The organism is Halomonas sediminis, assembly GCF_044871105.1.
Classification (GTDB): domain Bacteria; phylum Pseudomonadota; class Gammaproteobacteria; order Pseudomonadales; family Halomonadaceae; genus Vreelandella; species Vreelandella zhuhanensis.
Genome location: NZ_CP085246.1, coordinates 2914142 through 2939739 on the forward strand (window position 1 = coordinate 2914142; position 25598 = coordinate 2939739).

Sequence of the window (25598 nt, forward strand, 5' to 3'; positions counted from 1 at the left end):
TACCAAAACTCAGGGGGATGTCAATATTCATGAAAATTTGATTGTCATGAATTATCTCCCTGCCACGGCAGCCTGCTGCGAGCGCGTGAAGAATGCAATATACGCGCCTCTGGGTCAATCATCTTGAAGAAATACCTGTGAGACAAACATGGAGGCAATTTGTCGCAGGCCAACCAGGATCGCTTCTCGGTCCTCAAAAAAACAGTAGGGATAACAGGCCTTCCGGTTAACCGCTGCACTCGCAAATGCTTGCAATAAAGGCGATTCCAGGCGTTTGGAAGGTTTGTAGGCTAATAATAAAGGGTGCTACAAAAATCCACCCGCAAGGCTCGAACCCAGACATTATTGCTTGCGTATATAATCGCTTAGCCAAACGCCTTGTTCAGCTTGTAGCGTGGCTGCGATAGAATACCAAACGGACTTATTGACCTGCATCATCAAGCGGGTGGCCGCACCCGAGCACAATGCTACGGGTTACCCCCTAACCGCGTTCGATGGGAACATTCAAATGAACTCAGCACTAGAACACCCGACCTACAATTACAAGGTAGTTCGGCAGTTCGCGATCATGACAGTGGTATGGGGCATCGTGGGCATGCTCCTCGGCGTCATCCTTGCCGCACAGCTGGTATGGCCGCAACTGAATCTCGATCTACCTTGGACGAGCTTTGGGCGGCTACGCCCGCTGCATACCAATGCCGTCATCTTTGCCTTCGGTGGCTCAGCATTGTTTGCCACGTCTTATTACGTCGTACAGCGTACTTGTCAGGTACGTCTTTTTTCCGACAAGCTCGCGGCGTTTACATTCTGGGGCTGGCAAGCTGTCATTCTTTCCGCCGTCATTTCGCTACCCTTGGGTCACACTACCACCAAGGAATACGCCGAACTGGAATGGCCAATCAACATATTGATCGCCGTTGTCTGGGTGACATATGCATTGGTATTCTTGATGACCATCAAGAAGCGGACGACGTCGCATATCTATGTGGCCAACTGGTTCTTTGCTGCCTTCATTCTGACCGTGGCCGTGCTGCACATCGTCAACAATGCAGCCATTCCAGTCACGGCCATGTATTCCACCTCGCTTTATGCCGGCTCCATCGATGCCATGGTGCAATGGTGGTACGGGCATAACGCGGTAGGGTTTTTCCTTACTGCCGGCTTCTTGGGGATGATGTATTACTTCGTACCCAAGCAGGCGGAGCGTCCGGTGTACTCCTACCGGCTCTCCATCGTCCACTTCTGGGCGCTGATCATGATTTACATGTGGGCCGGCCCGCACCACCTGCATTACACCGCTCTGCCTAACTGGGCGCAGTCTTTGGGCATGGTCATGTCGATCATCCTGCTTGCACCTTCTTGGGGTGGCATGATCAACGGCATGATGACGCTATCAGGCGCTTGGCATAAGCTACGCACCGATCCGACCTTGCGTTTTCTGGTCGTGGCACTGTCGTTCTACGGCATGTCGACCTTTGAAGGTCCAATGATGGCCATCAAGACCGTCAATGCTCTTTCTCACTACACTGACTGGACCATTGGACACGTACATGCGGGTGCGCTGGGCTGGGTCGCCATGATTACCATCGGCTCCATGTACCACTTGATTCCACGCCTGTTCGGCCAGGTACAAATGCACTCGGTCAATTTGATTGCCGTGCATTTCTGGCTGGCGACCATCGGCACCGTGCTGTATATCGCCTCCATGTGGGTCAACGGCATTCTGCAAGGCCTGATGTGGCGCGCCATCAACCCGGACGGCACCTTGATGTATACCTTCATCGAATCCGTGGAAGCCAGCGGACCAGGCTATTTCGTTCGCTTGATTGGCGGCTTGTTCTGGGTAACCGGCATGCTGATCATGGCCTACAACGTCTACATGACGGTGAAGCGTAGCGAAGCCATTCGTCAGCAGCCTGCACCGCAAGCGGCTTAAACGGGGATACCAAGACCAATGAAACACGAGATTGTTGAAAAGAATGTCGGTCTGCTCGCCGTCTTGATCCTGGTAGTGATCAGCTTCGGCGGCCTGGCAGAAGTGGTACCGTTGTTTTTCCAGAAACAAACCACGGAACCGGTGGAAGGGCTTGAACCGCTTTCCGCTCTGGAGCTGGCAGGGCGCGACATCTATCGCCGGGAAGGCTGTGTCGGCTGTCATTCCCAGATGATTCGTCCGTTCCGCGCAGAGACAGAACGCTACGGTCACTATAGCGTGGCTGGCGAGTCGATCTACGACCACAACTTCCTGTGGGGCTCCAAGCGCACAGGCCCGGACTTGGCACGCGTCGGTGGCCGTTACAGTGATGACTGGCATCGTGCCCACCTGTACAACCCGCGCGACGTCGTTCCTGAATCGATCATGCCTTCCTACCCTTGGCTGTTCGAGAACACTCTCGATGGTGAAGATATGGCCGCCAAGATGAGCACATTGCGCATTCTAGGCGTCCCGTATACCGATGAGCAGATCGAAAATGCCAAGCGTGACGTTCAGGGAACTCAAGAAATCACCGCGTTAATCGCTTATTTGCAACAACTCGGAACTGTGCTTGAGGGCACTCGCTAAGCTATGGATACGGGAACCTTTCGCGGCCTTATCACTTTTGTGCTTCTGGTCGCCTTCATTGGCATCACCTGGTGGGCCTACTCCAAGCGACGCAAGCCGGATTTCGACGAAGCGGCCAACTTGCCCTTCGCCGATGATAAAGATGAAGAAGAAATCCGCAAACAACACGCCGCGCAAGAAGAGCAGACCAATTCCCGACACGACGGGGGAGACAAAAACATATGAATAATCTCTGGGGTGACTCCCTATCCGGCTTCTGGAGTGCCTGGATCATCATCATCACGCTTGGCACCATTGCCTTCAGCTGGTGGATCCTAGTCTCGAATCGCCGTACCGATAAAACTCCTGACGCCGACGGCAATGTGGAAACCACAGGGCACGCAGCAGACGGAATTGAAGAATATGATAACGCTCTGCCCAAATGGTGGTTTCAGTTGTTTATCGCCACCATCATATTTTCTTTGGGCTATCTGGTGCTTTACCCAGGCCTGGGCAATTTTGCCGGCATTCTGGGTTGGACACAGGAAGGTCAATGGGAAGAGGAAGTGGCTCAGGCCGAAGAACGTTTCACACCGATTTTCGCGCAATATCAGGAAGTACCGATTCCTGAACTGGCAGAAAACGAAGAAGCCATGCAAGTGGCCGAGCGCGTCTACCAGAATAACTGTGCCGTTTGTCACGGCTCCAACGCCCAGGGCGGGTATGGTTTCCCCAATCTCACCGATGATGACTGGCTATATGGGGGAGAGCCGGAGAACATTCTGACGTCCCTGCACAATGGACGTAATGGTTTGATGCCTTCCTGGCAGCAGTTGGGGGAGAACAATATTGGCAACCTGACACAATATGTCCTCTCTCTTTCTGGGCTTGAGCACGACGCCGAGAGTGCCGAGCAAGGTGAAGCCACCTTCGCATCGGTATGTGCGGCATGCCATGGACCAAGCGGTACCGGTAATCAGGCCTTGGGCGCGCCCAACCTGACCAACGACACTTGGCTCTACTTGGCTCCTGGCCAGGAAGTCGCGGATTCAGTTCGTCAAACACTGCGTAACGGGCGTAACGGACACATGCCGGCACAGGCCTCTTACATTGGTGAAGAACGGGTTCATCTGGTAGCGGCTTACGTCTATAGCTTTCGCCTACAAGACTGATTCAATTAGCGTTTTTAACCAAAGGGTGCGGCTTCGAGTCGCACCCTTTCTTGTTGGCGACGATGAATAGTTATAATGAGGCTCCATTCTCTGGAGCAGCTTCCTTCTGTTCCTTCTGAGCTATGACATCATTATGGAAAGAATACCCAGCGAAGATGTAACTCCGGATTCCGTGGGTCATTACGCCCCCAAGGATCAATCAGCCACCCAGGAAATGTATGCTAGACGGCAGCATATTTATGTGCGTGAAATAAAGGGGCTATTCCAGAAAATCCGGCGCAGCGCCAACTGGGTACTGATGCTGGCATTCTTTCTGCTTCCATGGATCCAGTGGGGAGATCGGCCGATGATCTGGTTTGACCTGCCGAGTAGGGAATTTCACCTCTTTGCCGGGACATTTTATCCTCAGGAGTTCATGCTGCTTTCCTGGCTGCTGATCATCTGTGCCTTTGGTCTTTTTTTCATCACGGTTTTTGCAGGCCGAGTCTGGTGCGGCTATACCTGTCCACAAAGTGTCTGGACCTTCTTGTTCATGTGGGTCGAGCACCGCATCGAAGGGCAACGCAACAAGCGCATCAAGCTCGACAAACAGCCCATGACATCTGAGAAATTAGCCCGCAAGAGTGCAAAACATACGATTTGGTTACTGATTGCTCTGGCCACGGGTATTACGTTCGTGGGCTATTTCACCCCGATTCGCCAGTTAGTGATCGACCTACCCACCCTTGAGGCACATGGCTGGTCGTATTTTTGGGTGGGTTTCTTTCTGGTATTCACCTATTTGAATGCTGGCTGGTTGCGCGAGCAGGTGTGCTTTTACATGTGCCCCTATGCCCGTTTCCAATCGGTCATGTTCGACCGCGACACCTTGATTGTGTCTTATGATCAAGAGCGTGGTGAACCTCGCGGCGCGCGTAAAAAAGGTATCGACCCCAAGGAAAAGGGCTTGGGCGACTGTATCGACTGCGAGCTTTGCGTTCAGGTGTGCCCCGTGGGGATCGACATTCGTGACGGTCTGCAATATGAATGTATAAGCTGTGCCGCCTGCATCGATGCCTGCGATAGCGTGATGGACAAGATGGACTACCCGCGCGGCCTGGTGCGTTACACCACAGAAAATGCGCTGGAGGGTAAGAAGAGTCACATTCTGCGCCCCCGCCTCGCAGGCTATTTTGCGGCTCTGGTGATCATGATCGGGGTATTCGCCTGGGCGGTAGGTGATCGCCTGCCATTGGGCTTTGATGTGGAACGTGAGCGCAATCAGCTTTATCAAATGACACGTGACGGTCGCATCACTAACGTTTATACATTGAACGTGCGTAACCTGGATAACCGTGACCATACCTATCAGCTAAGTGTTTCCGGACTTCCGGGGCTCACTCTTGATCACAAGACGCTCGACGTGGAAGCCGGTGAATCACGCCTACTCGTGATTGACGTGACCGCCGATGAGGAGGTTATCGAAAAACCCAGCCATTCCATTTTCCTGACTATTGAATCTCAGCAGGATGAAAGTATCAGCCTAGAGCGTGACATACGCTTTATCGGCAACATAAGGAGGTAACATGCCTACCACGACACCCACAAAGATACCTCCTTGGTACAAGCAGTTTTGGCCGTGGTTCTTACTCGGCCTGCTGTTTTCCTCGATTATCGTCAGCACCACTTTTGCCGTCGTGTCGATAAAGAGCTTCGACGGCATGGTCGTCCAGGAAGATTATTACGAGCATGGCAAAGCCATTAACATGGTAATCGCCAAGCAAGTACGTGCGCGTGAATTGAACCTGAGCGCAGAGCTGCTCCTTGATCCGCTCACCAGCGATATCGTGGTGGACCTGGCGGGCGATACACGCCCCGAAAATTTGTATTTACAGCTCATTTTCCCCACGGAAAATAACCGTGACCAATCGTTCGTGCTCGAGCATGTCCGCGACGGCCGTTATATCACTCAAGGCCCCGATAACCTGCGCTATCGTTGGTATCTGCAGCTACAGCCCGATCAGCAAGATAGCGATTGGCGTCTCACGGGTGAGGCTACCTTCCCCAGTGATAACAGCATCGCGTTACTGCCGGGAGGGCGTAAAGAAAGCGAATGAGCCACGCACCTGCCTGCTACCATTGCGGTAACCCAGTGCCCGCTGCAGCACCTTGGACCATCACCCTGGACGAGGACACCCACCCGCTTTGCTGCCCAGGCTGCGAAGCGGTGGCCCATGCTATCGTCGACGGTGGTCTGGAAAGTTATTACCGCTATCGTACCGAACTTCCAGAGCGCCCGGATGAACGTCAGGCCGTGCGTGCCGACACCTGGTCGGTCTTCGACGACCCAGGCCTGCAACAGCAATTTGTCCATCCCGACGGCGATGAAGGGCATGTCGCCACCACACTAGCGGTGGAAGGCATTACCTGTGCGGCCTGCGCCTGGTTGATCGAGCACCGCCTGAACGCCATGCCGGGAGTAAAATCCAGTGCCGTCAACCTGACCCACCACCGGGTCCGTGTCAGCTGGGACCCCGATCAGATCAAGCTTTCCGAGCTACTTGCCGAAATGGCGGCTATCGGCTATAACGCCCAACCTTATGAGCCGGATCAGGCTCAGGCGCGCCTGCAGCACGAAGAACGAATGAACGTACGGCGTTTGATTATCGCCGCTGTGGGGATGATGCAGGTGATGATGTTTTCCATCCCTATCTATGTCTCTTCACCAGGCGAGATCAGCGAAGATTTCTACGCCCTGTTCCACTGGCTGTCGTTTGCACTAGCAACACCGGTCGTATTTTTTTCCGCCTTGCCGTTTTTCCGCAATGCCGTGCGGGATGTAAAAACAGGCGTACTCGGCATGGATGTTTCGGTGTCACTAGCCATTGGTGGCGCTTATCTCGCCAGCGGTTATGCCGTGATATTCGGCGTGGGGGAAGTGTATTTCGATTCAGTGGCCATGTTCACTTTCTTCCTGCTGTTCGCCCGTTATGTGGAAACCCGCGCCCGCCGTCGCAGTGGGCATAGCGGCAATGCCTTGAGTGGCGCGCTACCCCTTTCTGCCGTTCGCCTGGATGATGAGGGCAATGAACGCATTCTCCCCGCCTCAGAGCTCAGAACAGGCGACCGAGTCAGAGTAAAACCAGGCCATAGCGTACCCGCTGACGGCATAATAGAAGCGGGCGAATCAAGTCTCGACGAGTCCATGCTGACCGGCGAATACCTACCTGTCACTCGGCGAATAGGCGATGAAGTCACCGGGGGCAGTCAGAACATGGAAAGCCCTCTGGATATTCGGGTCACTTATGCGGGACGCGAAGCTCGTGTCGCTGGCATTGTCGACTTGACCGACCGCGCCTTTGCCAGCCGTCCGCGTCTGGCACAGATGGCCGCACGCATGGCGCACCTTTTTGTGCTACGCCTATTGATCGTTACCGCCTGCGTGGCAGCGGTCTGGTGGTTCATTGATCCCTCTCGTGTACTCTGGGTCACCCTTTCCGTACTGGTGGTCACCTGCCCTTGCGCCTTGGCACTGGCCACCCCAACGGCTCTTACCGCGGGTCATGGCCAACTGCGCAGCCGTGGCGTCTTGATTACGCGTGCCGACGCCCTGGAATCCCTCTCCCAAGCCCATAGAGTGATCTTCGATAAAACCGGCACACTGACGCATGGCGAAATGCAGCTGATGCAGACCCTTCCACTGGGGAATATCGACGAAGCAGATGCCCGCGCCCTGGCAGCCGCCCTTGAAGCCCACTCGGAACATCCCATTGCCCGAGCGTTTCATCCTTTTCGTGACACCACCGTGCAAGCAAACGAGGTGCAAAGCCATACGGGACAAGGGCTGTCAGGTTCCATCAACGGGGCACGCTGGCGACTAGGCAAACCCGAATTCGCCGCGATACAGCCGCCGACCATACCCGATGAAGGGCAATGGCTATTGTTGGCGAAAGAAGGCGAGCCACGTGCCTGGTTCGGTCTGCACGACGCGATTCGCGAGGACGCCGGAGAAACTGTAATGACACTACAGGCCGCTGGCCTCAAGGTCGAACTGCTTTCAGGCGATACGTCGCATGCAGTGGCAAGCCTGGCCAGACAGCTGAATATCGATACCTGGCAGGCAAGCACCTCCCCTGAAGGCAAGCTTGAGCGTTTGCAGCAATTGCAGGCTAGCGGCGAAACCGTGATCATGGTCGGCGATGGCATCAACGATATTCCGGTGCTGGCCGGGGCTGACGTGGCGATCGCCATGAATAGCGCCACGGACCTGGCCCGCACACGCGCCGATGCGATACTGTTGAGTCCACGCCTGATGCGCATTGCCGAAGCGATCCAGATTTCTCGGGCGACGCGCCGGGTGATGCGTCAGAACATGATCTGGTCGGTATGTTATAACGCTTCCGCCTTGCCGCTGGCCGCGATAGGTATCGTACCGCCCTGGCTTGCCGCCATCGGAATGTCTCTCAGCTCACTGGTGGTGGTAGGCAATGCCTTACGCCTATCCCGCTGGCGCAGCAGCACTGTGCCGCTGCCCCATTCCCCTACGCCGGTGCCCGCATGACGATATTGTATCTGTTGATTCCATTATCGCTAATTCTCCTAGGGTTGGCGGTCTGGGCTTTTTTCTGGGCGGTGAAAAATGAACAGTTCGATGATCTGGAAGGGCCCGCTCATCGCATCCTGTTCGATGAAGATGAAAACGACCTCTCGCCCGAGGAGCGCCAGCGCAGAAAACAGCAAAAGCAGCCCCGGACGCGACCGGACGATAACTCCGAGAGCCCTCGATGAATCCCACCGGCATGGACCTACCACCACTGCTGGCGGCGTTCGTTTTCGGTCTTTTGGGTGGAGCTCACTGCATCGGGATGTGCGGCGGCATCATGAGCGCCCTGACCTTTGCCGTGCCGCCCAGCATGCGCCATCCAGCTAGGCTCACAGGCCTGTTATTGGGTTATAACGCCGGGCGTATTGTTAGCTACATGGCTGCCGGTGCCTTGGTGGCAACGCTCGGCACCTTGCTGGCATTGTCCCCCGAGGCCGGCATGGTGCTTCAGGCCTTCGCCGCCGTCATGCTCATCCTCATGGCCTTGTACATCGCCAACTGGTGGAAAGGGCTACTCAAGGTTGAAGCGGTAGGCAAGCGGTTATGGCGTTACCTGGAGCCTTTGGGGCGCCGCTTGATGCCGGTGGTCAAACTCCCCCAAGCCTTTGCTCTAGGTGCCATCTGGGGCTGGTTGCCCTGCGGTCTGGTGTACTCAATGCTCGCTTGGAGTCTGGCCACAGCGGACCCTTTGCATGGAGCCGCCCTGATGGGAGCCTTCGGTCTGGGCACGCTTCCCGCATTGCTGGTTACCGGCATTGCAGCACGCCAGATGGCCGGCTTGATTCGTCACCGCGCCACACGCAGCCTGGCAGCATTAACTATCATTAGCTTCGCGCTTTGGCAATTATGGACATTGCTCACAACCTCCTCGCTTCACTAAGCCCAACCATCGTTACATTGACTCAGCTCAATCTTCCTTTCCTCTCTGCGAACTACCATTAGTACTCTACGTTCTAGATACCGGAGCATCTGTATGCCCGTTCAAGCCATTCCCGACCGCTACCCTGCTTTGAACGGATTCATTCCAGGCAGAGCTTGGAACCAAGCCATGTTACAGCGCAACGACAAAGAGGAGCCTCGCTATGTGTCTTACCCTACGCCGCGCTCCTTTCATGATAACTTCAGTGCCGAAGAGTTTACTGCTGCGCTAGAGCGCAGCAATAGTGGCAACAAGCCTTTAGGCGTGTATGTTCATGTGCCATTTTGCCGAAAAGTTTGCTTTTATTGCGCTTGCGACAAGATAGTCACTCAGAACACCCAACTAGCCGAGCCTTACCTATCGCGGCTGGATCGAGAAATGGTGCTGAGCTCACGCCATCTAGATTCCTCTCGTCAAATACAACAGCTTCACTGGGGCGGCACACCGGCTTTTTTGACGTTGGATCAAATGAGCGACTTGATCGACCGGCTGGATGCACGCTTTGGTCTTTCCTACGCGCCAACCCGCGATTACTCCATCGATATTGACCCGCATCAAGCCGATGTATTGACCTTGCGCCATCTTCAAGCCCTGGGCTTCAACCGGATAAGCCTGTCGATACAGGATTTCGACCCGACTGTTCAGCATGCAATCAATCGTGTGCAACCGCACGTCTTGACCGAGACATTGATGGAAGAAGCCAGCCGTCTCGGTTTTCGCTCGCTTTCTCTGGACCTGATTTACGGCCTGCCTTGCCAGACTCGCACAAGCTTCGCCAAGACACTCGCCCAGGCAATCGAACTCAACCCAGCACGCTTCAAGGTAACCAGCTACCGTCATATGCCTGAGCGTTTTGCGTCCCAACGGCACATCAACCGCGACGACCTGCCGTGCCCCGAAGAAAAAACGGCGATTCTACATACCGCTATCACCATGCTGACCCAGGCCGGTTACGTGCCTATTGGACTAGACCATTTCGTCCGACCGGACGACAACCTGGCTATCGCTCAGCAGCAAGGCACCCTACAGCGAAATTTCAAGAGCTACTCCAGCCACACCCAATATGATTTGGTGGGCTTAGGAGTTTCCGCTGTAAGTTGTGTGGATAATATCTATGCCCAGAACCCCACTAAGCCGGCAAGCTATGAACAAGCTTTGGATAAGGGTCACTTGGCTATAAAACGCGGCATTCGCCTGACACAAGACGACCAAATTCGCCGGCATGTCATCGAATGCATGTTGTGTGACATGGCGCTCGACCTTGATGAAATCAGTAGACGATGGAGCATCGACGCACCGCGCTATCTTGCAGATGCCTTGACCAAGCTGGAAGGCGCCGAACGAGCCGGCTTGATTCAGCGAACCGGTAATAGATTGGTGGCTACTGCCCAAGGGCGATTACTGCTCGGCCGCCTAGTCATGGCTTTCGATGCTCATTCACCAGCCCAAGCGATTTTTTAAAAACCGTTTTTTTAAGGAACTTTTTCGACAACACTTGCTGCCGGCGCTTAATTCCTCATAATGGTCCTTGCCACCTATTTGAGGGAGGAACTCATGCCGGACATCATGGGCCGTCATAGAGCCATACTGAACGAAGCTCACTGTCAGACATGCAGTTTGAGCTCACTTTGCCTCCCCTTGGCGCTTGAGCTTGAACACATGGATCAGTTCGACTCGATTATTCGTCGTCGCGCACCGCTCAAGAAAGGTGAGCCCCTATTTCGCCAAGGGGATGTCTTCACCAGCGTGTTTGCTGTGCGTTCCGGCAGTCTCAAGCAAGTCACCACGGAAGGTAATGGTAGCGATCAATTGACCAACTTTTACCTCCCCAGTGAGTTGGTGGGTCTTGATGGCATCAACGAAGCAACCTATCCCGGCAGCATCATTGCGCTGGAAACGACTACCGTTTGTGAAATTCCTTTCGACCGTCTGGATCTTCTTTCCGAGCAACTCCCTGAATTACGCGGACAGCTTTACCGCAGCATGAGCAAGGAGTTACGTGAGGATCGGCGCATGATGCGCCTACTTTCACGCAAGACGGCAGACCAACGCCTGGCAAGCTTCTTGATAACGTTATCCGAGCGGTTTCGCCGCAGGGGCTATTCGCCCTATAGCTTTCGGCTTTCCATGTCCCGAGCGGATATTGGTAACTACCTGGGACTGGCAGTGGAAACCGTCAGTCGCATCTTGAGTCGCTTTCAAAGCCAGAAGGTGGTGTCGGTTTCCGGAAGGGAGGTCAATGTTCTCGATATGCCTGCGCTGATTGCCTTATCCGAGGAAGAAGAGCAAGAGCTCAACTCACCTTGACTGCCTGAATGCGGCTGGCCATCAGGTCAGCCTGCTTGGCTTCCAGCCCGATAAAATCGAACAGCTCACGATCGGCCAACTGAGACGGTGCCACATTGGTGACCGCCTTGAACATGCTCTCCAGTCGGCCAGGGTATTTCTTGTCCCATTCCGCCAGCATCTCTTTGGCCAACTGACGCTGCATGTTGGGCTGGGAACCACATAGATTGCAGGGAATGATCGGGAAAGCCATTTGTCGGGAAAACTCGGCGATATCGGCTTCCTTGCAATACGAAAGCGGCCGAATCACAATATTTTTTCCGTCATCAGAGAGCAGCTTAGGCGGCATGGCCTTGAGCGTTCCACCGAAAAAAAGATTAAGAAACAAGGTCTCCAGTATATCTTCTCGGTGATGCCCCAAAGCAATTTTGGTGGCCTTGATTTCTTCGGCAAAGCCATACAAAGACCCTCTACGCAGCCGCGAACACAGCGCGCAGGTGGTTTTGCCTTCAGGGGTTTTTTCCTTGACCACCGAATACGTATCTTGCTCGAGAATATGATACTCGACACCTAGATTGTCGAGATAGGCTGGCAAGATATGCTCGGGAAAACCGGGTTGTTTCTGATCAAGATTGACTGCTATCAAGGAAAAATCAACCGGTGCATTGCGCTGCAGGTTGCGCAATATTTCCAGCAGAGTGTAGCTATCCTTTCCGCCACTAAGACATACCATGACGCGATCCCCTTCCTGGATCATGTCATAGTCAATAATGGCATTGCCTACCTGACGCCGCAGGCGCTTTTGCAGCTTGTTGAAGGCGCGTTTTTCATTGGCACCTTTGTCTGGCTCAGAAGCCGCGACGACGCCATGAGAATTATCTACACCGGAACCGCTCATGCTGGAATGGGCAAAAGCATCAGGATCGAAATGTTCAACGGATTGCATAGAGTAAGACCTGCCGATGGCTGGAATGGCGGGCAAATATTCTATCAATACTCACCCCTTGCCTACCAACAATCTATCCACCAACGATCTCCCCCGCTGCCTCCACTCACGAATATTCCAGATGGTAACGATGCGTCAGGCGCTGCTTGAAATCCTTGACGATGTGTAGGGCCTCACGCAGCAGATCACGTTCCAATGAGGAAAGTTCTTGCACCACCACGCGATCCGGCTGGCGATCTTCGGCCTCCCCATCCATCTGGGCCAATTGCTGTCTTAGACGAAGTTCGGTGAAAAGCGCCAAGGCTTCTCCCAAGTCTTCGGCAAAACGTTTTTTCAGCCGCCCATCCTCCACTAACGCATCGAGACGCTCAAACGTGGACGTTGCCTTGATACGCCGCTCCAAGGCCATGGTGCGAACCCCATGCACAATCGTAAAGATACCGCCTTTTTTGATATCAATGCCGTGCTGAGGCTTTTTCAGCGAGCCGAACAATGTCAAAGGTGTCGAGAAACGCAGTGCCGTGCGAGCAAAATAGGACAATAAAATCTCATCTCGTGCGCAGCGTTCAAACAATTCATCGCGTACCTGCTCCAGCAATGCTGCATTACCCGCCACCGCATGAGAGTCCAGAAGGATGGCCAGCTTCATCAGGCTCTCACCATCACGAGCCGCGACCCAGTGAGCAATATTGTGCTTCCACTGAGTTACCGTTCCCACCCATTCAGGGTTACATACCATGATATTGCCGGGACAAGGAGGATAGCCCAGCTCCACCAACGTATCCGTCAGGGCCTGCATTTGTTCGCCAACATCCGGCCACTCCAGATCGTCAGCAAGAATCAATCCGTTGTCCTGGTCGGTCTTGAGAATCTGCTCGCCCCGCCCTTCACTGCCCATCACCATCATGCAGCTATCACGATGGTAGCGCTCATCAATCAGAAATCCCCACGCCTTGTTCATGATGCGTCCGTTGAGTGCAGCCAGAAGATCCATGGCAAAGCGTAATTTGACTCCCTGGGCCATTAACGCCTTGACCAGCTCAGGGGTGCGCCGGCTAGCTTCGGTCAGAGCCTGCAGGCTATCCGCCTGCTCGACCTGGAGGCTGATGACATAGCTACGACTGGAGAAATAACTCAGCACATCCGTCAGTTCGACAACGCCGGTTACTTCCTTGTCTTCTACCACCGTTACACGGGCGACTTTGTGACGCGTCATGGCGACCAAGGCTTCAAACAGATATTGCTGCGGTGTGACGCTCACCAGCTCAAAATGGGCAATATCCTTGACCGCAGTGCTCTGCGCCAGCCCCTTGACCACCAAGGCATTGAGCAGATCGGTCTTGGTCACCATCCCCACGCCTTTCTGACTTTTCACCAACAAGCTATCGGCATGGCTGTCATTGAGGGTATGTACCGCCTGGTCGATTGGTGTCGTCGCCTCGACCATCAAGGGCGCGCGCATGCATTCAATCACCTTGGCCAGCATGAACCCGGCCATGGTAACGCCACCTTCTGCACGCTTTTCGGTCAATAAGCGCGCTTTGTGGGCCAAGGTTTGACGAAAAAAATCGTTGAAATCGGGATATTTTCGACATAACTGCTGAAATAAAGCCTTTGGCAGTAAGTAGCACAGCGTCTCCTGCTCCGCCTGGAAACGATAACGGCTCTTGCCATTGAGGATACTGATCGCGCCAAAAAGATCGCCGGCAGTGTAAAGGCCGATCCGAGCACTTGACGCTGGTAAGGTGGGATCGAGTTCAGCCACTTCACCTTTATGAATCAGAAAAACAAACTCACCCGGCTGTCCGGTTTCCAGAATGATTTCATCCCGGTCAAAATAGGCCAGATCCACACCACTGCGTATCCGTTCTCGACCCTCCTCGTCCAACAATGAAAAAGGCGGTTGTGAAAGTTCGACATCGACCATGGTATTACCCTCGTTATAGTACAGGTACTACAAGATTGTGGTGATTCACTGTCTGTCGCCCGCAATGCCGGTAATACTCGTTTCGGTGCAGTTTGCCAAAAACTGCAGCCACACCTGGAGAAGGGTTTCACCGCGCCTTACCATTATTTGATGGAACCCAAAGAACGACTTATGAAAAGAACTCACCCATGCTGAGAAACTGAAAGTCGATGAAAACAGAATACCAAAATCATGTTTTGCGAGAATACCTAGACTATCGTTTCGTATCCTTGAGAAACACATAAGCCCCTACAACAAAAAAATTATCAAAGCCTTTGTTTTTTAAGGTTTTATTAAAAATACTCATTACTCCCCTTTTGTCGTGATACCAAAGTCTGGGATTTAATTTTTGTGTTTATTGCCCAGTATTGTTCATGAGTCAGGCAGGGTAATCGCATGTTAGTAACGTAGCTCGATAGCCAGGCATTGAGGTGAGTAGAGAGCGACTTTAGTCGGCCAAAGGGCAGTAAAGGGTAACCGGCGCTGTCATCACCAGTGATGAAAACGCCGGTTACCTTGTTACCTTTTGGGCCTATGAACGAGCAAAATGGCTGTAGGCTGAAAAGCGATACAAGAAACTGTTCCGTGCATGCGACACCCTGATGAGTCATTCATTTTCAATGCAACTTCCCCTCCAACCTTAAATTACAAGTGGAGATCACCACTATGGCAGACGATAAATCCAATGCTGCTGCTTACTGGAAGGCTAACGTACGCCTGATTGCCGGGTGCCTGGTCGTCTGGGCATTCGTCTCGTACGGCTGTGCCATCCTGTTCCGCCCATTGCTGGCAGGTATCCCTGTCGGCGGCACCGACCTTGGTTTCTGGTTTGCCCAACAAGGTTCCATTCTGACGTTCATAGCGCTCATTTTCTTCTACGCCTGGAAAATGAACAAACTGGACGAAAAATTTGGACTCGGGGAGTAAGCCAGCATGAGTCAATTTGCAATCAATCTTTTGTTCGTTGGGGCATCATTTGCCCTATACATAGGCATCGCTGTATGGGCGCGTGCCGGCTCGACCAAGGACTTCTATGTTGCAGGGGGTGGGGTACACCCGATCACTAACGGCATGGCGACGGCAGCCGACTGGATGTCGGCCGCTTCCTTTATCTCCATGGCAGGTCTGCTGGCGTCCGGCGGCTATGCTAACTCATCGTTTTTAATGGGCTGGACCGGCGGCTATGTCATCCTGGCCATGTTGCTGGCACCTTACTTGCGCAAGTTCGGCAAATTCACCGTGCCCGACTTCATCGGCGATCGCTTCTACAGCAACACCGCACGTCTGGTGGCGGTAATCTGCCTGGTAGTGGCATCGGTCACCTACGTTATCGGTCAGATGACCGGTGCCGGCGTGGCCTTCTCGCGCTTTCTGGAAGTCAGCAACACCTGGGGCATCTGGATCGCCGCCTTCATCGTGTTCCTGTATGCCGTATTCGGTGGCATGAAAGGCATCACCTACACCCAGGTGGCGCAGTACGTGGTACTGATCATTGCCTACACCATCCCGGCAGTGTTCATTGCCATGCAGTTGACCGGCAATCCCATTCCCATGTTCGGCATGTTCAGCACTCATACCGAGTCCGGCTTGCCGCTGCTGACGAAGCTGAACACAGTACTCAATGAGCTTGGGTTCCGGGACTACACGGCTGATGTCGACAACAAGCTGAACATGGTTCTGTTCACCCTGTCACTGATGGTAGGTACCGCTGGTCTGCCTCACGTCATCATCCGCTTCTTCACCGTTCCCAAGGTGGCTGACGCACGTTGGTCCGCGGGCTGGGCATTGGTGTTCATCGCCCTGCTCTACCTGACGGCCCCGGCTGTCGCCTCCATGGCACGCCTGAACCTGATGACAACCGTTTACCCACAAGCTGCAGGTCAGGTGGAAAACTACGAAGAGGCCATGGATAACGCCCTGGTCTACGAAGAGCGTCCCGAATGGATCAGAACCTGGGAAGAGACGGGCCTGATCACCTTCAACGACCTCAACAATGATGGCCGCGTCCAGCTTTACAACGATGGCAATGAAGACTTTGCCGATACAGCGGAAGCGCGTGGATGGGAAGGCAGCGAACTGAATGTCAACAACGACATTCTGGTACTCGCCAACCCGGAAATTGCCAACCTGCCGCCTTGGGTTATCGGTCTGATCGCCGCCGGTGGTATTGCAGCGGCACTGTCTACCGCCGCGGGTCTGTTGCTGGCCATTTCCTCGGCCATCAGTCATGACTTGATCAAGACCATGATCAACCCGAAGATCTCCGAAAAAGGCGAAATGCTGGCTGCGCGCATCTCCATGGGCGGGGCCATCTTGCTGGCAACCTATCTCGGTCTTAACCCTCCCGGGTTTGCGGCTCAGACGGTGGCGCTTGCCTTCGGCATCGCTGGTGCTTCGCTGTTCCCGGCGCTGATGATGGGTATCTTCTCCAAGCGCATGAACAGCAAAGGCGCGATTGCCGGCATGCTGGCTGGTCTGCTCTGCACCCTGCTGTATATCTTCACCTACTTGGGCTGGTTCTTCATTCCCGGCACCAACATGCTGCCCAACACCGCGGAAAACTGGATATTTGGCGTTTCGCCGCTGTCCTTCGGCGCGGTGGGTGCAATGATCAACTTCGCGGTTGCCTTCGCGGTATCCAGTGCCACTGAAGAACCTCCGCAAGCTATCCAGGACCTAGTGGAAAGCGTTCGCTCTCCAAAAGGGGCTGGCATGGCAGTCGACCATTAAGCCATAATCGATTCCGGATGCAGCCTCTCTGAGCTGTGGAATCAAAATGAAATCGGGCTTCCCCTGGGGGAGCCCGATTGCTTTGAGGAAGGTTGAATTATGTTATGGCATTTAGTTGCGGCAGTATTTGCCGGTTTAGCAGCCGCCGGAGTGGGCTTGTTCTTGCGGGTTGTCACTCGCAAATGGCTACCCAGCTGGATCGTTCCGGTCTGTGCCGGGCTGGGCATGCTGGCTTATCAAATCAACCACGAGTATTCCTGGTTCAGCCACAAGCAAAGCCAGCTGCCTGAATCAGCACAGATAATCAGCAGCGAAAGAGGCGAAGCCTTCTGGCGCCCATGGACGTATTTCTTTCCGATGACCATCGCCTTCAGGGTCGTGGATCAGGACAACATGGTGAAAAGTGAGGCTAATGATCAACAACTTATCGAATTCATTCTCTACCACTTTGAAAAACTGCATATGGACCGGGTAACTACGCAGGCTTATCTACTCAATTGCACCACCCGCGACCTCGTGCCCCTCGGAGGGGAACAGCGTCAGCCCCGCACCACCGAGATGCGTCAGCTAAAAGCCTCAGCCCCTCTCTACCAAGCGTTATGCAACACCTGACATTTCTTTCAAGCGACCTGTGTCAAATTTTCAATGCCTGAGTAGCGCCCGGAAACCGCTCGGTGGACTGGACTCACTCAGGTTATTTCGCCATTACAAACTTCCCGCCTCACGACTGCCCCCCTAAGCGGTATTAACGTAGAATCGGCGTTTTGCCCTGCTGCCTATCGCTTGGCCCGGGTTTTCCAGCACTTCCAGGCGCTATTTCGGTAATCGTATTTGCCAGGCACCTATTGTTAGCTCTATTGACGGAGAGATGCATGTTCCACGGCTGGCTGCTGGTAATTATTTCCTTGTTCTACATTGCCGTGTTGTTCACTATCGCCTGGTACGGTGACCGTCGCGCACGCATGCATGGCGCCAGCCGGCGGCGTCCGATCATCTACAGCTTGGCACTGGCCATTTACTGTACCTCCTGGACGTTTTATGGCGCGGTTGGGCAAGCCGCTACGGCGGGCTGGTCATTTGCCAGCATCTTTGTCGGACCGATACTGACCTTCCTGCTTTTCTGGCCGATTCTGGCCAAGATGATCCGGGTGGCCAAACACCAGAACGTCACCTCGATCGCCGATTTCATCGCTTCGCGTTATGGCAAGACACAATCCTTGGCCGCCTTTGCCAGCCTGATCGCCCTCGTCGGTACCCTGCCTTACATCGCCTTGCAGCTGAAAGCCGTTTCCACATCGTTTACCGTACTGACTGATGCCACTGATATCACCCATACCCCGCTATTCGGGGACACGGCCTTTTACATTGCCATCGTCATGGCCGTGTTTGCCATTCTATTCGGCACCCGCCACACCGATGCAACCGAACATCATGAAGGTCTAATCCATGCGGTCGCCTTCGAGTCATTGATCAAACTGGTGGCATTTCTCACCCTGGGTGCCTATGTCACCTGGGTGATGTTTGACGGCTTGGGCGAGCTAATGAGCCATGCCGAAAGCCAACTTGAGCTACAGCGCCAGCTCGCTCGCCAGGACTTCGGGCAAAGTTTCTGGGCGCAAACGCTCTTGGCCATGCTGGCGATCCTTTGTCTGCCCCGCCAATTCCATGTAGCAGTAGTGGAAAACATTCATCCAGATGACGCCACCAAGGCGCGCTGGCTATTTCCGCTCTACCTGATTGCCATTGCCTTCTTCGTAGTGCCTTTGGCCGCCGCCGGCCTGATGCTGTTTTCCGGCACTGGGGTGGAAGCCGACTCCTACGTCCTGGCCCTGTCTATGGCCTCCAACCAGCAATGGCTGACGTTACTTACCTTCATCGGTGGCTTTTCCGCCGCCACTGGCATGGTCATTGTTGCGGCGGTAGCCGTCTCCATCATGATCTCCAATGAAATCGTGATCCCCGCCCTGTTCCGTATGCGTTGGTTTGATACCAAGGCCCGCGATTATGGCCGTATGGTGTTGCGAGCACGGCGCCTTACCATCATCGCCGTCCTCGCCATGGCCTACGGCTTCTACCATTTGATTGCCGAGTTCTCCTCACTGGCATCGATCGGCATGCTGTCTTTTGCCGCTGCGGCACAGTTCGCTCCAGCGGTAATCGGCGGGCTTTACTGGAAACGCGGTAACCGGCTCGGGGTTATCGTGGGGATGAACGTGGGTTTTGCCATCTGGGCCTACAGCCTGTTACTCCCGGCAATGATCAGTGCTGGGGTGCTACCGATGGAATGGCTGGACGGTGGACCATTGGGGCTGAACTGGCTATCACCCGTGTCATTGTTCGGACTCAACCTGGGCGACAGTTTCACCCATGGGGTCATGCTGTCGTTGGGACTCAACTTATTCTTTTATATATTTATTTCGCAAGTTACCTCGCAACGCGTGGTAGAACGCATTCAGGCTTCGCTGTTCGTCGATAGTGTTGAAACTCGTCAGACCTCGGTCAATCGTCCCTGGACGGGCGCCACCACGGTGGGCGACTTGAAAGTACTCTGTGAACGTTTTCTCGGAGCAGGCCAAGTCGACAGAGCCTTCGAGAACTACGCCCGGCGCAGTGGCAAACCCTTGGATAACAGCACGCGTGCTTCGATCGACATCATTCAGTTTACCGAGCGCTTTCTGGCATCGGTGCTTGGCGCCTCCTCGGCGCGCATCGTGGTCAACTCGGCGCTCCAAGGCCGGGGTATCGGCATTTCGGATGTTATCTCGATTGTCGATGAAGCCTCGCAAGTACTGGAATTCAACCGCGCCCTTCTTCAAGCCACCATCGAAAACATCAACCAAGGCATCAGTGTGGTGGACCAAAACCTAAAACTGGTGGTGTGGAACCAGCGCTATCTGGAGCTGTTCCGCTTCCCAGATCACTTGATTCGCGTGGGCGCGCCTATCGACAGGATCTTTCGCTATAACGCCCATAACGGTGAATACGGTCCTGGCGACCCGGAAGAACACGTCCAATTGCTGCTCGACAACATTCGTGACGGCCAACCGCATCGCTATGTGCGCTACCGCCAGGATGGCAGCGTGCTGGAAGTTCAGGGCAATCCTATGCCCGGCGGCGGGTTCGTGTATACCTATCAGGATATTACTCAGCAAAAGCGCATTGAAGAGGCGTTGATTCGCTCCGAGAACAACATCCGCATCTATACCGACAACGTGCCGGCCCTCATTGCCTATTTCGACAAGGAGTGTCGCTACCTCTTCACCAACCGCGCTTATGAGCAGGCCTTCGGCATCGACCGTAATGCGGTCATCGGCAAACGCTATGAAGAGGTACTTCCGGCCAGACATGCCGAAGAACGGGTACCTTGGGTGGCACGCGCCCTGGCTGGTGAGCGAGTCAACTTCGAAGTCTCGCTCAAGGTCAGTGATGCCATGCGTTACATGCTGGTGACCTACACGCCGCACTTCGGTGACAGCAATGCCATCCTGGGCTTCTTTGCCCTCTACCAGGACATTACCGAACGCCGCCAGGCTGAGATCGCGCTTAAAGAAACCAACGAAACCTTAGAAGAACGGGTACGTGAGCGTACCCAGGCGTTATCGGAAGCCAACGCCGCCCTGCGCCAGGAAAACCGCGTACGTGCAGAAGCGGAGCTGGCGCTACGCCAGGCCAAGCGGCTCGCGGAAGATGCCAACGCCTCCAAGACGCGCTTTCTGGCGGCGGCAAGCCATGACCTCTTGCAGCCTCTCAATGCCGCGCGTCTTTTCACCTCAGCCTTGCTGCAGAATGTGAAAGCCGAAGACACCCAGCGTACCATCGGCCATATTGATAATTCCTTGCAGGCTGCCGAAGAGCTACTCGGCACCTTGCTGGACATTTCCAAGCTCGATGCCGGCGCCCTGACACCGCGACGCAGTCACTTTGCCTTGGCTGATATCTTCCGTCCCTTGCGCGCCGAATTCGAAGTCATGGCCGATGAGCGCGGCCTGGATCTGATGGTGGTTCCCACTCGGCAATGGGTGGACAGCGACCCCCAGATGCTCAGACGCATCGTGCAGAACTTTCTTTCCAATGCCCTTCGCTATACTCAAGACGGCCGCGTATTACTGGGATGCCGACGCAGGGGCGACCGGTTATGGATAGAAGTCTGGGACAGTGGCCCGGGCATTCCTCAGTCCAAATTATCGGAGATCTTCCAGGAGTTTCGCCGACTGGACCAGGTATCACGCCACAAGGAAAGCGAGAAAGGATTGGGGCTCGGGCTGTCGATAGCCGACCGAATGAGTCGCGTACTCGATCATCCGATCAAGGTGCTTTCTCAGGAAGGGGTGGGTACCGTCTTTGCCGTGAGCGTTCCGCGAGTAGCCGCCAGAGAGCGACCCACCGAAAATATCGAGTTTCAACAGCGTCGCGGCAGCAACAAGCTTGCCGGCATTCGCCTTGTATGTATCGACAACGAGACATTAATTCTGGAAGGCATGGTCGCCATGCTATCGGGATGGGGATGCGAGGTGTTTACCGCAACCACCATCGGAGGAGCGAAATCGATACTGCGCAACATGAACGGAGAACCCGATGCGATTTTGGTGGATTATCATCTGGACAATGAAGTCACGGGGCTGATGGCGCTGGAAGTGTTGAGTGAACGCCTGGAAGGGGAAGTACCGGGAGTCGTGATCACTGCCGATAGAACCGAAGCCGTGGCGGAAGAAATCAGACGCAGTGGTTATCAGCTATTGCTCAAGCCAGTGCGCCCCGCTGCGCTACGTGCCCTGCTGACCCGCACCTTGCAGGCCAGCCGTGCCCCTCACAGCGACTAGTCGATTCGCTGCAAAAGACAAGGTTAGCTCAGGACTGAACCTTGGGGGGGTCGACTTCAAGCTTCTGGGCGGCAATCACCGCCTGGGTGCGTGAATGCACTCCCAGCTTGCGTAAGATAGCCGTTACATGCGCCTTGATCGTGGCTTCGGAAACACTCAGTTCGTAGGCAATTTGCTTGTTAAGCAAGCCTTCCGTCAACATGTTGAGAACACGAAACTGCTGAGGCGTCAACGAGGCAATGGCTTCGGCAAAGCGCGTTTCATCCTCATTGTTGCCTTCCATGACATTGGCCAAGGCTTCCGGCAGCCATACTTCACCTTCGAGAATTTCTCCCACTGCTTCAGCAATCAGGGCAAGCGAAGATGATTTGGGGATGAAGCCGGAAGCGCCATAATCGATGGCACGTCTTACCACATAAGGTTCATCACTACCCGATACTACTGCTACCGGGATATCGGGCATCTGGCCGCGTAACTGGATCAACCCGGAAAAACCATGAGCGCCGGGCATGTGTAAGTCCAGAAGGATCAAGTCCGCATCGGGGTGGCGCTTGACCACTTCGTTGGTCGCTTGCATGGTGTCGGCTTCCACGATTTCTGCTTGTGGTGCCAATTGGCGCAACGCCTGAGTCAGGGCCGCACGAAAAAGCGGGTGATCGTCGGCGACAATAAACTTATGGGCAAAGGCCATGGATATTCCTCCGGTTCCTTGCGCAGCGGGTCACTACCTGCCGCCACGAGGCTAGGCTCATTGGATGGGAGCATGGTACCGCATGGACTTCCTGATGCCCAAGCACTGCACGAAGAATGTATCATTTTTATACAACAATGCCGGCCCAAAGGGCCGGCATTGTTCATTGGCATCGCTTATCTTTGATTTGGCTATTTGATTTGGCGCAATTATTTGATAGCGCGATGCTCGATCAAGTCATCCACGACAGAAGGATCCGCCAGAGTACTGGTATCTCCTAGGCCCTCACATTCATTTGCAGCGATCTTGCGAAGGATGCGACGCATGATCTTGCCTGAGCGCGTTTTGGGCAGACCCGGCGCCCACTGAATGATATCCGGTGAGGCAATAGGCCCGATGTCCTTACGTACCCACTTGATCAACTCTTTCTTGAGTTCGTCGGTAGGTTCGGCATTATCGTTCAAGGTAACGTAGATATAGATACCCTGACCCTTGATATCATGCGGGAAGCCAACCACGGCAGCCTCGGCAACGGCTTCATGGGCCACCAAGGAAGATTCAATCTCGGCGGTACCCATACGGTGGCCGGAGACGTTGAGCACGTCGTCAACACGCCCAGTGATCCAGTAGTAGCCATCTTCGTCACGGCGGGCACCGTCACCGGTGAAGTACATGCCTTTGTAGGTCGAAAAATAGGTCTGAACGAAGCGCTCATGATCATTCCAGATCGAACGCGCCTGACCCGGCCAGGAATCCATGATCACCAGATTACCGTCGGTCGCGCCTTGGAGCTCATTGCCTTCGTTATCAACAAGGGCCGGCACCACCCCGAAGAAAGGCATGGTCGCAGAGCCCGGCTTGAGGTCAATTGCGCCTGGCAAGGGAGCAATCATGATGCCACCGGTTTCCGTCTGCCACCAGGTATCCACGATAGGGCATTTTTCATTACCGATAACCCGGTAGAACCACTCCCAGGCTTCCGGGTTGATCGGCTCGCCTACCGATCCTAGCAAACGCAGACTTTCACGGGTGCTGGAATCCATGACGTTGTCGCCATGCGCCATCAAGGCACGTACTGCCGTGGGAGCAGTATAAAGGATGGAAACCTTGTGCTTATCGACGATCTCGCCCATGCGGCCGTGAGTCGGATAGCTCGGCACCCCTTCGAACATCAGGGTGATGCCACCGTTGGCGAGCGGTCCATAAATAATATAGCTATGCCCCGTGACCCAGCCCACATCGGCGGTACACCAGTAAACCTCGCCTTCCTTGTAATCGAAGACATACTGATGCGTCATCGCGGCATATGTCAGATAACCCCCGGAGGTATGCTTCAGTCCCTTGGGGGCACCGGTGGAGCCGGACGTGTAAAGGATGAACAGCGGGTCTTCGGCGCCCATTTCTTCCGCCGCACAGTCGGTGGACTGATGGTCCACGGCATCCTGATACCAGACGTCACGGCCGTCTTTCCACTCGACATCGCCCCCGGTACGCTTGACCACCAATACCTTCGTGCAGACTTCGGTACCGGGACGCGTCAGGGCGGCATCGACGTTATCCTTGAGCGGCACGTGCTTACCGCCACGCACGGATTCATCGGCAGTAATCACCAGTTTGGAGTCAGCACCGATGACACGCTGGGCCACGGCGTCCGGGGAGAAACCACCGAAAACCACGGAGTGAATGGCGCCGATACGTGCACAGGCCAGCATGGCGACGGCGGCTTCCGGAATCATCGGCATGTAAAGCGTGACCACGTCACCCTTGGCGACACCCATTTCCTTGAGCGCATTGGCAAGCTTGCAGGTACGCTCATGCAGCTGACGGTAGGTGATCGTCTCGGAGTCGTTGGGGTCATCCCCCTCCCAGATGATCGCTGGCTGGTCGCCGCGCGCTTCAAGATGGCGATCCAGGCAGTTGGCGCTGACGTTGAGAGTGCCGTCTTCAAACCAGCGAATATCTACGTTATTGATATCGAAAGAAGTGTGCTTGATTTTTTTGGGTTTTTTGATCCAGTTAATACGCTCGGCCTGGTCGGCCCAGAAGCCTTCAGGATCGTCCACCGATTGCTGGTACATGGCCTGATACTTTTCTTGGTCGGCCCAGGCATTGGCGGCGAAATCGTCGCGCACCGGATAGACGTTCTGCTGTTCGCTCATGAAATTGCCTCTAGTCCGTAGGAATGTGTTCACGGAAACAATTCCGTGAAATGCATTCACTAAGGGGAATGTTGTCGACCAGGTTATTATTAACTCTATCGACGCCATATAACTCTCTTAGCATAAACCTCCCTTGGCGGGCTTCCCTTTAGACATTGGTATTAGCTATTTTTATTTATATAACAAAGACTTATATATGCCCTTTGGGCCTATCTTCCGCATGATAGACCAAGGTCTCGGCACAAAAACGGCACCGGTAGTATCCTCCTTGCAGGACGAAGGTATGTCGGCGGCGCGTCAGGGCATGCTCCCGGCAACCACAGCGATAGCGAAACGGGGTCGAACGCACGCGCCGCGTATCGAAGCGGTGGGTTACCCGAGGCACCAAACCGAATAATTCTCGCATGACGGTTTTCCATTCACGCCCATGAGGTTTCAGCCGGGGACCATTTTCCAGGTGAAATACCAACCAGTGGACCATTTCATGGGGAATCACTTCCTCAAAGAAAGCCAGACGATTATCTTCCAAGAGTAGTCGATTAAAACGCAGTCCGCCGCGTTTCATATTCGCTTGACCCGCCCCGGCCCCACGCAGATCCAGCCATACTCCCGGTCGCGGTAAATCGGGATGCACTTCCCGGCACAACTGCCACGCTTCGGCCACCCGCACATCCACGGCCTGTGCCAAGGCGCTCGAATCAAGTGATCCTAGTCGTTTGCTGCACGGCGAAGGCAATACCGGTGTCATCATAATGCTAAACTGTGCCCTTTGATTCACGTAATGA

General features: G+C 54.5%; 20 protein-coding genes. 15 read left to right on the forward strand and 5 right to left on the reverse strand.

What is annotated here, in order from left to right:
• Positions 1-508: 508 nt before the first annotated feature.
• The 11 genes from ccoN to fnr all read left to right on the forward strand — a co-directional run bounded on the left by ccoN (position 509) and on the right by fnr (position 11522).
• Positions 509-1936 carry a cytochrome-c oxidase, cbb3-type subunit I gene (gene ccoN / locus LG290_RS13770; RefSeq protein WP_160419122.1) on the forward strand — a complete coding sequence of 476 codons (1428 nt, stop codon included), beginning with the start codon at positions 509-511 and terminating at the stop codon, positions 1934-1936.
• 18 nt (positions 1937-1954) lie between these two features.
• Complete coding sequence (ccoO, locus tag LG290_RS13775) at positions 1955-2563, forward strand: cytochrome-c oxidase, cbb3-type subunit II (RefSeq protein ID WP_160419121.1); 609 nt, start codon at positions 1955-1957, stop codon at positions 2561-2563.
• 3 nt (positions 2564-2566) lie between these two features.
• Entirely contained in the window at positions 2567-2788 is a 222-nt protein-coding gene (locus tag LG290_RS13780; protein ID WP_499835286.1) for a cbb3-type cytochrome oxidase subunit 3, read from the forward strand.
• On the forward strand, positions 2785-3714 hold the full coding sequence (ccoP, locus tag LG290_RS13785; RefSeq protein ID WP_160419119.1) for a cytochrome-c oxidase, cbb3-type subunit III: 930 nt from the start codon (positions 2785-2787) through the stop codon (positions 3712-3714). Before LG290_RS13780 ends, ccoP begins: the two co-directional genes overlap by 4 nt.
• A 133-nt stretch (positions 3715-3847) precedes the next feature.
• The gene (gene ccoG / locus LG290_RS13790) at positions 3848-5278 is read left to right on the forward strand and encodes a cytochrome c oxidase accessory protein CcoG (RefSeq protein WP_499835287.1); all 1431 of its coding nucleotides are present in this window, start codon (positions 3848-3850) and stop codon (positions 5276-5278) included.
• Position 5279: 1 nt separating this feature from the next.
• Complete coding sequence (locus tag LG290_RS13795) at positions 5280-5810, forward strand: FixH family protein (RefSeq protein WP_499835288.1); 531 nt, start codon at positions 5280-5282, stop codon at positions 5808-5810.
• On the forward strand, positions 5807-8254 hold the full coding sequence (locus tag LG290_RS13800) for a heavy metal translocating P-type ATPase (RefSeq protein WP_499835289.1): 2448 nt from the start codon (positions 5807-5809) through the stop codon (positions 8252-8254). Before LG290_RS13795 ends, LG290_RS13800 begins: the two co-directional genes overlap by 4 nt.
• A complete protein-coding gene (gene ccoS, locus LG290_RS13805; protein ID WP_160419115.1) occupies positions 8251-8481 on the forward strand; it encodes a cbb3-type cytochrome oxidase assembly protein CcoS in 231 nt (76 codons plus the stop codon). The genes LG290_RS13800 and ccoS overlap by 4 nt, the downstream gene beginning before the upstream one ends.
• Entirely contained in the window at positions 8478-9176 is a 699-nt protein-coding gene (locus tag LG290_RS13810; protein ID WP_160419114.1) for a sulfite exporter TauE/SafE family protein, read from the forward strand. The genes ccoS and LG290_RS13810 overlap by 4 nt, the downstream gene beginning before the upstream one ends.
• 168 nt (positions 9177-9344) lie before the next feature.
• Positions 9345-10676, forward strand: a complete 1332-nt coding sequence (gene hemN, locus LG290_RS13815; protein WP_499835290.1) for an oxygen-independent coproporphyrinogen III oxidase — start codon at positions 9345-9347, stop codon at positions 10674-10676.
• 93 nt (positions 10677-10769) lie between these two features.
• Positions 10770-11522 (forward strand): fumarate/nitrate reduction transcriptional regulator Fnr, encoded by a 753-nt coding sequence (gene fnr, locus LG290_RS13820; RefSeq protein WP_499835291.1) that lies wholly within the window; start codon positions 10770-10772, stop codon positions 11520-11522.
• On the opposite strand, the gene ttcA is transcribed toward fnr, so the two are convergent.
• Together ttcA and LG290_RS13830 are read right to left on the reverse strand one after the other, a co-directional pair.
• On the reverse strand, positions 11509-12447 hold the full coding sequence (gene ttcA, locus LG290_RS13825) for a tRNA 2-thiocytidine(32) synthetase TtcA (RefSeq protein ID WP_499835292.1): 939 nt from the start codon (positions 12445-12447) through the stop codon (positions 11509-11511). The genes fnr and ttcA overlap by 14 nt on opposite strands.
• A gap of 106 nt (positions 12448-12553) precedes the next feature.
• The gene (locus LG290_RS13830; protein WP_499835293.1) at positions 12554-14374 is read right to left on the reverse strand and encodes a putative nucleotidyltransferase substrate binding domain-containing protein; all 1821 of its coding nucleotides are present in this window, start codon (positions 14372-14374) and stop codon (positions 12554-12556) included.
• 705 nt (positions 14375-15079) lie between these two features.
• Between LG290_RS13830 and LG290_RS13835 the strand changes: the two genes are divergently transcribed.
• The 4 genes from LG290_RS13835 (at position 15080) to LG290_RS13850 (ending at position 21963) form a co-directional block, all read left to right on the forward strand.
• The gene (locus tag LG290_RS13835; protein WP_499835294.1) at positions 15080-15340 is read left to right on the forward strand and encodes a DUF4212 domain-containing protein; all 261 of its coding nucleotides are present in this window, start codon (positions 15080-15082) and stop codon (positions 15338-15340) included.
• A 6-nt stretch (positions 15341-15346) separates the two neighbouring features.
• Positions 15347-17143 (forward strand): sodium:solute symporter family protein, encoded by a 1797-nt coding sequence (locus tag LG290_RS13840; protein ID WP_499835295.1) that lies wholly within the window; start codon positions 15347-15349, stop codon positions 17141-17143.
• A 99-nt stretch (positions 17144-17242) separates the two neighbouring features.
• Positions 17243-17755, forward strand: coding sequence for a hypothetical protein (locus LG290_RS13845; protein WP_499835296.1), 513 nt, complete (start codon positions 17243-17245; stop codon positions 17753-17755).
• Positions 17756-18015: 260 nt separating this feature from the next.
• Positions 18016-21963: a hybrid sensor histidine kinase/response regulator gene (locus LG290_RS13850; protein WP_499835297.1), complete on the forward strand. Its 3948-nt coding sequence runs from the start codon at positions 18016-18018 to the stop codon at positions 21961-21963.
• A gap of 28 nt (positions 21964-21991) precedes the next feature.
• Here LG290_RS13850 and LG290_RS13855 read toward each other — a convergent pair whose 3' ends face one another.
• From LG290_RS13855 to LG290_RS13865, 3 genes are all read right to left on the reverse strand, one after another.
• Positions 21992-22654, reverse strand: coding sequence for a response regulator (locus LG290_RS13855; protein ID WP_160419106.1), 663 nt, complete (start codon positions 22652-22654; stop codon positions 21992-21994).
• Between the two features lie 209 nt (positions 22655-22863).
• The gene (acs, locus tag LG290_RS13860; RefSeq protein ID WP_499835298.1) at positions 22864-24813 is read right to left on the reverse strand and encodes an acetate--CoA ligase; all 1950 of its coding nucleotides are present in this window, start codon (positions 24811-24813) and stop codon (positions 22864-22866) included.
• 190 nt (positions 24814-25003) lie between these two features.
• Positions 25004-25564 carry a SprT family zinc-dependent metalloprotease gene (locus LG290_RS13865; protein ID WP_499835299.1) on the reverse strand — a complete coding sequence of 187 codons (561 nt, stop codon included), beginning with the start codon at positions 25562-25564 and terminating at the stop codon, positions 25004-25006.
• Positions 25565-25598: the final 34 nt, after the last annotated feature.